Source organism: Plebeiibacterium sediminum, assembly GCF_026013605.1.
GTDB classification, from domain to species: domain Bacteria; phylum Bacteroidota; class Bacteroidia; order Bacteroidales; family Marinilabiliaceae; genus Saccharicrinis; species Saccharicrinis sediminus.
Genome location: NZ_JAPDPJ010000020.1, coordinates 1 through 13,563 on the forward strand (window position 1 = coordinate 1; position 13,563 = coordinate 13,563).

The window sequence follows — 13,563 nt, forward strand, 5'->3', positions numbered from 1 at the left end:
CTAAGAAATATGGCCCTGCAATTTTGTGAGAACAAATTTCCGCCAAGAAATATGGCCCTGCAATTTTGTGAGAACAAATTTCCGCCAAGAAATATAGCCCTGCAACTTTGCGAGATCAAATTAAAATAAAGAGCTCTGCGGCTTGAACGAAAAGTTCCATTTCTAAAGACAATTCTTCAAATGAATCCAATTACACAATATCATCAATCTGGTCAAGGAAAAGCTTATAATGTTTTATATATTTATAAAATATATTATTTAAAGTTTTTTTATGTTACTCAGACTTTGGCTTACTATTTTTATTTCTCTAATCAGCTTATTCTCCTTTGCAAAAAAAAACTACACCATTGGTTTTTCTCAGTGTGGGCAAAGAGATAACTGGCGTCTTAAAATGGAAGCAGAGATGGAAAGAGAATTACTATACCATCCGGATCTATCCATAATTATTAAACAAGCTTTAGATGATAGTGAAACACAACTAGAACAGATTGATGAACTCCTTAATCAAGATATCGATCTCTTAATTGTTTCTCCCAATGAAATAAATCCTGTACAAAAGGTAATTGAAAAAGTTTATAAAAAAGGAATACCTGTTATTCTGATTGATCGTAGAATTGATTCAGATAATTATACTGCATATATTGGTGGGGATAACTATGAAATAGGTAGATTTGCTGCTGAATATATTGGGAGAAGACTGGATTATAAAGGTAACGTAATGGAAATACAGGGCGCAATGACTACATCTGCAGCCGTAGAAAGAAGTAAAGGTTTTAATGACGCCCTGGCCAACTATTCAAAACTAAAAAATGTATACAAAATCCATTCTTTTTGGAATGAAAATATACTTACAGATAGCTTGCCTTCAGGATTCAATTTACATCCCGATATCAAAGCAATATTTGCATTCAATGATGATCTTGCATCTGATGCTGTTGACTTACTCAAAAAACATACAAATTCATCAGAACTGGTAGTAGTCGGTGTTGATGGATTGGCAACACCTAAAGGAGGTATTTCAATGGTTGAAAACGGAACAATAACAGCAACAATAATTTACCCGACTGGAGGAAAAGAAGCCATACAAATTGCAGCCAAAATACTACATAACGAACCATTTATAAAAAATAATCTTCTGCCTACTGTTCTTATTGATGAAACAAATGTAAAAACAACCCGGATTCAATATACTTACATCGAGACACTCCAACAAGATATTGACAGGTCAAAAAATATGCTAGAGAAATTGACTGAGCAATATCAATCTCAACATATGTTATTATTAATTGCAATATCATTACTTTTAATTGTTATTCTTCTTAGTACACTGCTTTTTAGAGCCTTCAGACATAAAAATATTGCTAATCTAAACCTGGAGAGACAAAAAGAAGCAATTTCACAACAGAATATTGAACTTAAAAGAATTTCCAGACAATTAGATGAAGCAACTCAGGCAAAACTTAAATTTTTTACAAATATTTCTCATGAGTTCAGAACACCTCTAACCCTTCTTTTAGGACCATTATATGACATGGAAAAAGATGCAGAACTTGATGAAAAAAATAGGTGGAGACTGAATTTAATTCATAAAAATGCAAAAAGGCTGTTAATGCTAATAAACCAGTTAATGGATTTCAGAAAAATAGAGATGGGAAAAATGGGATTATTAGCTAATGAATATGATCTTGTAGAATTTCTTCAATCTATTATAAATGACTTTACCAGCCTTGCATCAAATAAAAATATTAAGCTTTGCTTTTATACGGATGTTGAGAGTATGCAGGTTTGGTTTGATAAAAGCCATATGGATAAAGTATTTTTTAATCTGTTTTCGAATGCTCTTAAATTTACTGATCAGGAGGGAAGTATAAATATACACTTAAGCCAGGTTTCATATACATTTGGTAATATAGAAAAAGAGTGTGCTAAAATTATTGTTGAAGATAATGGAAGAGGAATATCAGAGGAACACTTAAACAGGATTTTTGATCGTTTTTATCAAATAGAACAAAGTGGAAACCGTTTAGAAGGTACAGGAATTGGACTTTCTTTAACAAAAGGATTAATTGAAATTCATAAAGGTGCAATCGAAGTCTGGAGTGAAAAAGGTAAAGGAACACGTTTTAGTATTTTCCTGCAATTGGGGAATGAACATTTTAGACCAGATGAAATCAACCAATCCCAATCAGAAAAAGGTTTGATGGATGATCTCATAAAAACAGAAACTGATCTTGAAGAAAATAATTCCTTCATAGAAAAGAAGTCTATTAACGAAAATATTAACAAACCAGTTTTATTACTTGTTGAAGATAATGAAGAATTAAGAAATTATATTAAACAAAGTCTTATTCAGAATTATATAATTGTAGAAGCCGGGAATGGTAAAGAAGCACTAGGATTAATTGAAGAAAACGAGTTGGATTTAATTATTACCGATGTTATGATGCCCGAAATGGATGGACTTGAATTTACCCAAATCGTAAAATCTAAGGTTGAAACCTGCCATATCCCAGTTATCATGCTTACAGCAAAATCATCTGAAAAACAAGTTATTGAAGGTATTGAACAAGGAGCTGATGATTATATTACCAAACCATTTAGCGCAAATTATCTTTATGCTAAAATCCACCAACTCATTGAAAACAAAAATAATATTCGAAAATACTTTAAAGAATTAGGGGCTAACATGCCTATTAAAGGACTGTCAAAACTTGACAATCGTTTTATTAAGAATATAGACATTTTAATTTTAGAAAATTTGAATAACGAGCAATTCGGAGTTGAGTTCTTAGGTGAAAAAATTGGCATGTCGCGCGTACAATTGTACCGAAAAATTAAACAAATGACAGAACTATCCCCTAATGATTATATAAAATCTATACGCCTAAAAAAAGCCATAAAATTAATGACTGAAGAGAATCTTACCATTTCGGAAGCTGCTTTTAAAACTGGTTTTAGTACACCTTCCTACTTTTCTAAATGTTTTAAGGATATTTATAAACAAACACCTAGGGAGTATTTAAATGAGATAAATCAAAACTGAGTTATCTGAATACCAAAAGAGGGTGTGCGCTATGTTAAACAACCCTCTTTTACTTGCCCAATTTGCTATACGATCATTATGATAAAATCTTTCTAATTATTCCAAATAGATTTTAATTCGTACAAATCAGCTTTATTAATCAAAATGGCACCATCTTTCGAAAATGCACTTATTGTATCATAATTCTTTTTTGGGAAAACAAGACTTGTCAATACCCTTTCGCCATTGTTTACAAATATTTCAATAGAGGCCCAATCTACAATAACTCTAAAATTCAATGTACTTTTTGCATGATATGGCGCATATTGTAGTCCGTTAAAATCCTCAGAAAAATCTGAGACACCAGAATTATCTCTGTTTATGATCAATTCTTGCTTTGTAGTGTTATAGGAAACAATAAATTCCTCACCATCCTGATTTTGTAAAGAGAATCCATACTCTGAAACATTTTTAAACTCTGAATGATTAATTGTTTCAAATCCGAGTATAAATTCACAAGGCAACTTTATTTCTTGAAATACTTTTTCTGAGCCCACAATCATAAGTTGCTCCTTTGTTTTTACTTCTTTTCTGAGTGTTCCAAATTCAGTAACAGGTATTGACGTTAAAATTAGATCTCCTCTTTCACTCTTAAGTTTTAATTCTCTGGTAACAGTCATTGCAGAACGCCACCTTTCGGTTGGAACTTTATTTGCATAAAGCCAGTTACTCATCCAGCCAACAAATAAGGTTCTTCCATCTTCTTCCGGTATATCTGACCAGGTAACACCTGCATAGTTATCCTTCCCATAATCCAGCCACAAGAGATTTTTATTTTCATTAATAAATTCATGTCCATCAAAGCTTCCCACAAAGTATTGCGTACCGGAACCGCCATTTGGAGCTCCGGGGTTGATACTAACAAAAAGCACCCATTTTTCCTCTCCTGAAACTTCATCCATTATGGGAAATAAATCGGGACATTCCCATACTCCGCCATAAGCTCCCAGCTCTGGTTGAAAATCACTTTCATGTTGCCAGTTTTTTAAATCTTTGGAAGAATAAAAACTAATATGGTCTTTAACAGCAAGGCTCATGATCCACTTTTGCTGCGGTTGATACCATCGAACTTTAGGATCGCGGAAATCCTTGATACCTGGATTTGTTAAAACAGGATTGTCTTCATATTTAGTCCAGGTTCTCCCTTTGTCGTTACTATATGCAATAGCCTGAGTTTGGTAATCAATTTCACCGTTCATCTCCCCAACCCGATCATTATAAGTAAATATGGCAACCAATGGCGGAACACTATCCTTTCCAAAACCTGATGTATTATTCCAATCGACTACAGCACTTCCCGAATAAATATACCCCAAACTATCCGGGTATAAAGCTATTGGTAAATGCTCCCAGTGAACAAGATCATTGCTGATGGCATGTCCCCAATGCATTGGACCCCAAACATTACTATCCGGGTAGTATTGATAAAATAAGTGATATTCTCCTTCATAGTAAAACATACCATTTGGGTCATTCATCCACATACTATCGGGAGTAAAATGGATTTGCGGTCTGTACTGTTCAGAGTAGCGAGTTACTTTTTCTATTGTTGAATTTTGCTTGGTATTTTTGGATTTACATCCAAACACCATAATTACCAGAAATATTATAATTAATGCTCTCATACCTTTATTTTTTTATCCCATAAACCCTATTTATCTTCGGTAAGAAGAAATACACCACTATCAAACTGATCGGATATTTGCAATTCTATACCAACATTCATCAAATACTCTCCCTTAAATATTTTTTCATTTCCCCAAAAGCGAATTTTACCATTTTTATTGATCTCTTTAATTGTATAATCTTTTAATGGATCAAGTCCGTTTAACTTAATGGTAGGAAACAATCCTCTTGAATGAGGCTCTATGCTAAAGGCAAATAATGCAGCTGTCTTTTTGTCCGTAGAAACATATAATTGAGATGCCCAACCTCCTTCATCATAAGGTGATATTAAACGATAAAGATCTCCTTCTGTTACCAATGGACGTATATGTTGTTTGTAATTATTGATGGCATCTATAGCAAAGTTCCGCTCTTCTCCCTTTATATCTTTTGGCTGAAGTTCCATTCCCAAACGACCGGTCATGGCTACATCAAATCTAAATTTAAGAGGAGTAACTCTTCCTGTTTGATGATTAGGACTGGTAGATACATGAGAAGCTGATGCTACTGGCGGATAAATCAAATTCGTACCATACTGAATAAATATTCTCGATAAAGGATCTGTATTATCAGAAGCCCAGAATTCATTGTGATATTTTAATGCACCATAATCAAGTCGTCCACCTCCTGAAGCACAATCCTGAATCACAAAATTAGGATATTTTGCACGAATACGCTCATATATAGAATAAAGCCCTTTTGTATATGATACCCAAAAATGAGTTTGCTCTGACTCTGGCAAATAGGTTGAACCAACTTGTTCTACATGGCGATTGGCATCCCATTTAATGTATTCTATCTTAGGATGAGTGGTTAAAAGACTGTCTACCATATTGTAAATAAAATCCTGAACTTTTGGATTTGAAAGATCGAGTAAAAGTTGATGTCTCCATGTAATTTTATCCCTTCCCGGACTTTGAACAATCCACTCCGGATGCTTCTCGGCCAGTTCGCTTGCCGGGTTTACCATTTCAGGTTCAATCCATAAACCAAATTTTATTCCTTTAGAGTTTGCGTGTTTAATCAAATAGTCTAGTCCACGAGGTAATTTTTTGGTATTGGTTTGCCAATCACCCAATCCTGCATTATCATCGTTGCGCGGGTATTTATTACCAAACCATCCATCGTCAAGTACAAACATCTCCACTCCAATTTTAGCAGCCTCATCCATCATACCGGTTAGTGTTTTCTCATCAAATGAAAAATAAGCTCCTTCCCAACTGTTCAATACAATGTCATGTGTTTCATATCCACCTGTCATTCCATATTTTCTTCCCCAACGATGAAGGTTACGTGATATTTTTCCCTGGCCTTCATTACTGAATGTATAAATCATTTCAGGAGTGGTAAATGTTTCTTCTGGCTTTAAATTCCATTCGGCAAGAAAGGGATTAATCCCGGAAAGTACATTCAGGTTTTTCCATTCATCAATTTGAAAAGACAGACGATAATTACCCGACCAGGCCAAAGCTCCGCCATAACATTCACCTTCATTTTCAAGTGCGGGGTGATCAAGACTTAATATAAACGAAGCATTCTCACCTTGTGTTGTACGTACTCCTTTCTTTGATTCAATAACTTTAATTCCATTTTCAATTTTTTCTTCCACCTTTTGCATTTCTCCGGCCCACGGACCATAAAAGTGTGTCAGATAATAACTTTCTGAATTCACTTTCAAGAAGGAAGAATAAAATCGTTTAAGTGTTATTGCTTTGGGTTGGTGATTAATGATTTTTACCCATTGAGTAATAACATCTTCTGAAAGATAGGCTTTTGTATGCAACTCAACTTCCAAGGCGTAAACTTTATCTTTTAATTTGATGATTGAATGAGAAACACCTTCTTCAGATTTATCCATATCATGTCCCACATAAGCCAATTCTGTATTCAGGCTTCCATCTGATTGGATTGCAGCAAATGCCGGTTCATTTATATTTCCTAATCCCATAGTAGGATAAGCCTCATAACTTAAGTCTCTGTCCGTATCAAGTTTACGATAAGATTGTTGATGGTGAAAAGGTTTTATGTCTTCTATCCTTTTACCATAATATTGAAATACCAATCTATTATTCTTATCAACTGAATAAACTAAAGATGTTTCTTTTGTATGAATGGGAATAACAGCTTTATTTTGACTGAATACAGCACTGTTAAATATCAGAAAAACCAACATCATATGGCTCATCCATATTCTCTTTAAATATTTATTTTTTATTGTCTCCATAACTATTTATTTAAGTCTCTTATAATCCAGTCTGATTTCCATTTAATAATTTCACATGACCGTTTTCTGCAAAAAGATTCAGGTGCTTTATTCCTTCTGGTAATGCACATTTTTTAGTCATTGAAATGAATCCGTCAATGGCAAATATCTCCACTGATGCTTGATCGATGATTATTTTAAGATCGAGTGTAGATTTATCAATAGCATAAAAAGCGTAATCAATGTCGGTGTATTCTTCTGAGACTTTATTCTTATCTTCTTTTCTAACAAAGAAATAACGTCTTACACTATTATAACCAATAATGGTCTTTTCATTTTGATGATTTATTATTTCAATCCCAAATACTTCGGCTAAATCCAAATAAGTCCGATTGTTTACATCAAAAGTCAGGTTTAATGTTATTGGTAACTCTAATTTTTTACCAAAAGCGAATTGACTATTAATATTCTGTGGTTGAAAAGGTAACTTTGTATTATTCTGTGTTTCATTATACTCTACTGGTACAGATTTTAGGTAATAATCATTGAATTTGTTTATTAAAGTCAGTTTTCGTGGTAAAGTATACGATTCTGGCATCCCATCATTATTAATAGAATTCCCATATTTACTATTGTTCATCCATCCAAGGTAGTAACTTGGCTCTCCCTGTTTATAATAATTTGTTACTCCTACCCCTGCAAAGTTATCACTTCCATTATCCACCCATTTAGGCTTATGTGTAATCGGATTAAATTCAAAACCATTAAACTCTCCTACAAAATACTGAGTTCCACTTCCATTATTAGGAGAACCTTCAGTTGTGCTTACAAAAAGAACCCAATATTTATTGTTTGAGTTATCAACTCCTATTTGAACAAACTCAAGGTCTGTCCATTCTCCTTTTTTCTCGTCAACTTCATTTCCAAATTCATTAAAGTACTCCCAGTTTAACAGATCGTCAGAGAAATAAAATTGAACCTGATAACCTGATAATACCAACATTATCCATCGCTGCATTTCTTCATGCCATATTACTTTTATATCTCTAATGTCTGAATTGGTGTTATAAAGTTCTATTTCGTATTCCAGTTTATTTAACCAACTATTACCGTCATCAGTACTAATTGCTACATTGATTGACTTATAATTATGGTTATTTGATTCTTCTTCACTATTTGCATTAGTGTAAAATCCAATAAAAGTAGGATTATCTGATGCCAGTCCACTCTGATTATTTTGGTCGACCACAACACTCCAAACCCCAATTGATCCAAGAGAATCAAGTTCATTGGTTTTTGTTGCTTGATGCCAGTTAACTAAATCCTTACTAATTGCATGCTTACAATGAATTAATTGGTCATTTTCTTTTGCCTGATAGAATAGGTGATATTCTCCATTATGCAAGAATAGTTCCTTTGGAGCTCCCAACTGCATCTCTTGTGATACAAAGTGAATTCCATGTGATTTAATCTTAGAATCCATCTTGCAACCATGTAACGATAACAGTATTGATATAAAAGGTATAACAAAAAATGCCTTCATTGTAAATAATTTAGATTGGACTTCAATTACTATAAGGTTAAAAGGATATTGATACCGGAGTAAATATTGAAATATTCACTCCGGAAATTAATTCCTTATTTAGTCTTGCAAAATCTAGTATCCAACATTTTGCTCATACAATTTTTTTGTAAAATCTATCTCTCGTTGTGGAATAGGATAATATTCATCTCTGCCTGCTGTAAACTGAGCTTTATTCAAGAAATCTTTTCTTGTTTTTTCCTTTTCCAAATAGGCATTCAATGTAGGTTCTGCAATACCCCAGCGCACCAAATCAAAGAAACGAGGACTTTCCATTGCAAATTCCAATCTTCTTTCCCATTGTAAAGCAATTCTTGCATTTTCCTGCGTCCATGAAAGGTTTGCTCCATCATACTCACTGATCAGATAATTAGAAGGATTTGTGCCATCTGCCAATTTAGTTCGATCTGTACTTTCGGATGCTCTTTTGCGGATTTGATTGATTAAAGGCATTGCATTGGCTTGTTCTCCAAGTTCAATATAAGCTTCTGCCTGCATTAAAAGTACATCAGCATATCGAATTATATCAATATTTTTAGAAACACCCATAAACGGACCTTGTTTCTTATAACAAGAACAATCTGCAGCCTGTTGTTCTTTCATACTTTGAAAGTAACCATATACGCCTGGCTCTCTAATCCAGCTATTATTAAAAATATAAGCTTCCTCATTACGATATTTATAAGGATGACCGTTCATACCTACGGTATGATCTATTCGTGGATCAACAGTTACTCCTGTAGGTGTAATATCTTCAGCACTTAATTCCACGTCATTAAAAGTGTCAAATTTTGGCAACCCACTTTCATCTGTAGCAAAAGCATTTACCATATTTTGACTTGCCTGATGAAATCCGCAACAACCATATTGAGGAGCTCCGTGAGGATAGTTTAATCCATTTTCGAAATTCAAACGTCCGGCAGTAGTACCATCACTTATAGAAAATTGAATGGCAAAAACTGATTCCGGGCCGTTATCATATCCATCCAAAAAGTTCTCTGCAAAATCCGGCTGTAAAGAATATTTGCCTGAGTTAATTACCATTTGTGTTAAATCAACAACTTCCTGTAAACGAGTAGCATTAATATTTACAACCTGATTATTTTCATCCTGCTCATAAGCCTGATATAGTCTCAATTTAGCCAGATATGCAGCAGCCGCAAATTTGTTTGCCCTACCAATTTCTGTTTGATCTTCAGGAAGATTATCCACGCCATACTGAAAATCCTTAGCTATTACATTCCAAAGTTCATCATTAGTATACTCTCTGTTTGATGTTTGTATGATTTCATCATTAGATAAATTTTCATCAATATAAGGGATATACTTAAACAGAATTTTTAGCATAAAATGACTATGTCCCCTTAAAAATCGTGCTTCTGCGATACGAATTGTTCTTTCTTCATATTCATCATCTGTAAGTTGATTCAACATTCTTAAAGCTGAATTAGCTCTTGAAATGGCTGAATAATAGTTTTCCCAAGTATATGGAAGACCGGCTAACCAGCTTTGTTCAGGTTGCGTAATATTATACTGCTCATAAAAGTTAAATGGCTCAACATCACCTGTTCCTCCACCACCCTTATAGGCATCATCAGAACGAACACTTCCGTAAACCCACATACTGGCAATAGGGCCAATCATATCATTATTACCAATGGCAGCATAAGCTGCAGTTACCAAACCTTCAGCACTTTCTACAGATGGAGATCCTGCTTCGATAAAACCTTGTGGTTCAACATCAAGATAGTCCTTACAAGAATATAATAAGACTACTAATATGATAGCAAACCAATTTTTATATATGTATTTCATAATTTTCATTTTTAATCTTTATAAAACGATGTTTACTCCAAATGAGAATGATCTTGGGATTGGAATAGTATTTACATTAGTTCTTTCAGGATCAGGCCCTTGAAATTCTTTACTCTTAATAAGAAACAGATTTTCAGTCATGAAATATACACGAAGATTTTCAAAGCCTAACTTATCCGAGACTAAAGAAGTAAGGTTATAACCTATTTGCAGATTTCTTAATTTAAAGTAAGATGAATTTACATTATAATAATCTGATGGTCTTACTTCATTATTGTTGTCTGATAAACTTAATGCCGGAATACTTGTATTAGTATTTTGAGGTGTCCATGCTTTAAATACACCAGGTCCAACATTATCCCTACTTCTTACAAAATTATTTACGTTTATATAATAATCATAACCTGTTTTTCCGGCTACACCAGAGCCAAATAAGGATAAATCAAAGTTCTTATAGTTAACAGCAACTCTCAAACCATATTCAAGATCGGGAAGTGTTGTTCCAAGAAAATCCTGATCAAGCGCATCGATTTTACCGTCATTGTTTAAATCTTTATATCTGATTCTTCCCGGAGCTGCTCCTACTTGTGTTGCATGATCTTCTACTTCTGAATCGTTCTGAAAAATACCATCGGTTACATATCCGAATATTGAACGGCTGGAATGGCCAATTATAGTTTTTTCAGCATTTCCGGCATAAGCTGTTCTAACTTCTTCAGGTAGTTTTGTAATCTTATCACTGAAGTGACTTAATGTGGTTGATACTTCATAGGTAAAATCCTCATTAACATCTTTACGATAGCTCAATGCAAACTCCCATCCGTTATTCTTTTGAGTAGCCCCGTTCAGGAATTGTTTTTGTCCTTCACCTAAAGCTGATGCAACTGGTGGTTGAATAAGAATATCCGATGTTGTTCTTGTGAAATAATCAAACGCACCCATTAACTGGTTATTGAAAAATCCAAAATCGATACCAATATTTAGTTCTTCTGTAGTTTCCCATTTTAAGGCAGGATTTGCTGCCTGTACTGAAACAAAACCAGATGTAAGATTACCAGAATCAGAACCATCCAACGCATATGCTGAACCGACATTCCAGAATTGGTCAAAAAATGAATTGTGTTCAATTGATGAAATCTGATCAGCAGTAGCACCATAACGAGGTTCAAATAAGGCAAGACTGGCATACTCACCAACATCCTGATTACCTACTCGTCCAGCTCCTAGTCGTAATTTAAGATTGCTTAATTTCTTAATTGATTTAAAGAATGCTTCCTCGCTCAATCGCCATCCTACAGTAGCTGCAGGAAATAAACCATAGCGATTATCTTTACCAAAACGAGAGGATCCGTCACGTCGTAGAGTAAAAGAAGCCAGATATCTACCGGCATAACCATAATCTATTTTTCCAAACTGAGAAAAAAGTCTGCTCCCTGATGCAGTTCCATAACTATTACCATTACTGGTTCCGGAACTTAATACAAAGAAGTCCTCTGTTTGAGTAGAAAAACCTTCTTTATAACCTGTCATATCTTTAAAATTGTCGCTAACAGATTCAACTCCAAGTAAAAATCCAAAATCACTATTCCCTTTCTTTAACTTATAGTTTGCTGTATTCGACCAGGTTACACTGGTAAAGTCGCTATTATACATCGTTAAACTATTAACTGATCGCGAAATAAATCCATTCTCAAATGCAGGTTCTATATCTTTATCTTTTACCATTGAATAATCAATTCCTACGTTAGTTCTCAAAACTAAATTTGGAATAAGCTCCAATTCAGCAAAAACATTTCCAAAAAGATAAGAACGATTAGTATTGTCAAATCGATTAATATACTGCATAAATACAGGATTGTTTCTATCTGAATAACCAGAGCCTAAGGGGCCGGCATATTCTCCGGTAGAGGTATAAACAGGTATAGTCGGAGGCGAAGAAATAGCTAACCCAGGAGTTGGTGCACTACCCAAATCTGGTGTTTCAAGAGTTTCGTTCGAAGAAACGACCTGAGTATTAATTCCCACTTTAAACTTATCATTAAACATGCTTGTTTGTGCATTTAAACGAGCTGTAATTCTATCATAATTGGTATATTTTAACATACCTGTATTTTTAAGGTAGCCCAGATTCAATAACACAGAAGATGTTTCATTACCACCTGAAATCGTCAGATCGTTATTAATTACATATCCTGCTTCGTAGGTTTCATCCTGCCAATCAGTATCTCCTGCAGGGACATTAGTATCACCTCCTACATAAGGTTGAACTGTAACACTGTTTAATACCGGATTATCAAAATTATTATTCCAGTCAAAATTATATATCTCGCCATAACCTGCAGAAGGATCTACCCGGTCGTTCACAGATGCCTGCCACAATGCTCTTCCTCGCTGAACAGCATTAGCCATTTTAAAACGTTGTGGTTTTTCTGATTGAATGGAAACATTAGAATTAAACTGTACTGTTACTTTGCCATCCTGTTTTGCACCATTTTTAGTAGTTACAATTACTACCCCATTTGAAGCTCGTGCTCCATAAATAGAAGAAGCTGAAGCATCTTTTAATACCTGAACAGAAGAAATAGAACCAGGACTCAGATTTTGAAATACCTCTGGTCTTTTTGTTGGAACTCCATCTATAATAAATAAAGGATTATTATCACCTAATGTATTTTCTCCACGAATAAGTACTCTTGTATCAGCTCCTGAGGGTGATCCTGATTTTTCAATATACATACCTGGTACTCTTCCCTGTAAAGCCACCACAGGACTTCCGGAACTCAAACTAACATCAGAAACAGATTCCATCTTAACAACCTCAACAGCTCCGGTTAAGTCTGCCTTTTTTAATACACCATAGCCAACTGCCACAACTTCCTCCAGACCAATATTTTCCTGCTCAAGTATTACATTTATTAAACTCTTCCCCTGAACTTGAATTTCCTGAGTTACCATTCCGATAAATGATATTGACAAGGTTGCTTTTTCTGAGACATTAATGCTATAAGCTCCATCCAAATCAGTTATAGTACCATTATTTGTTCCTTTTTCCAGAATAGTTACTCCGGGTATACCTAAACCGTCTGTACCGGTAACTTTACCATTAACTGTTTTTTCCTGTGCACTGGCTCCTATTGTAAAAACAAATAGAAACATGGACAGAAAAATGCCAGTTAGTATTTTCCAATTGTCTGATTTTTTCATAGCATAAATTTG

General features: G+C 34.3%; 6 protein-coding genes. 1 reads left to right on the forward strand and 5 read right to left on the reverse strand.

Annotated features, from left to right (window positions below):
- The first annotated feature begins 271 nt into the window (after window positions 1-271).
- A complete protein-coding gene (locus OM075_RS10225; RefSeq protein ID WP_301190409.1) occupies window positions 272-3,043 on the forward strand; it encodes a hybrid sensor histidine kinase/response regulator transcription factor in 2,772 nt (923 codons plus the stop codon).
- 92 nt (window positions 3,044-3,135) lie between these two features.
- On the opposite strand, the gene OM075_RS10230 is transcribed toward OM075_RS10225, so the two are convergent.
- The 5 genes from OM075_RS10230 to OM075_RS10250 form a co-directional block, all read right to left on the reverse strand.
- On the reverse strand, window positions 3,136-4,707 hold the full coding sequence (locus OM075_RS10230; protein WP_301190410.1) for a glycoside hydrolase family 32 protein: 1,572 nt from the start codon (window positions 4,705-4,707) through the stop codon (window positions 3,136-3,138).
- A 26-nt stretch (window positions 4,708-4,733) separates the two neighbouring features.
- On the reverse strand, window positions 4,734-6,971 hold the full coding sequence (locus OM075_RS10235) for an alpha-galactosidase (RefSeq protein ID WP_301190411.1): 2,238 nt from the start codon (window positions 6,969-6,971) through the stop codon (window positions 4,734-4,736).
- Between the two features lie 19 nt (window positions 6,972-6,990).
- Window positions 6,991-8,493, reverse strand: coding sequence for a glycoside hydrolase family 32 protein (locus tag OM075_RS10240; protein WP_301190412.1), 1,503 nt, complete (start codon window positions 8,491-8,493; stop codon window positions 6,991-6,993).
- Window positions 8,494-8,607: 114 nt separating this feature from the next.
- The gene (locus tag OM075_RS10245) at window positions 8,608-10,347 is read right to left on the reverse strand and encodes a RagB/SusD family nutrient uptake outer membrane protein (protein ID WP_301190413.1); all 1,740 of its coding nucleotides are present in this window, start codon (window positions 10,345-10,347) and stop codon (window positions 8,608-8,610) included.
- 18 nt (window positions 10,348-10,365) lie between these two features.
- Complete coding sequence (locus OM075_RS10250; RefSeq protein ID WP_301190414.1) at window positions 10,366-13,551, reverse strand: SusC/RagA family TonB-linked outer membrane protein; 3,186 nt, start codon at window positions 13,549-13,551, stop codon at window positions 10,366-10,368.
- Between the last annotated feature and the right edge of the window lie 12 nt (window positions 13,552-13,563).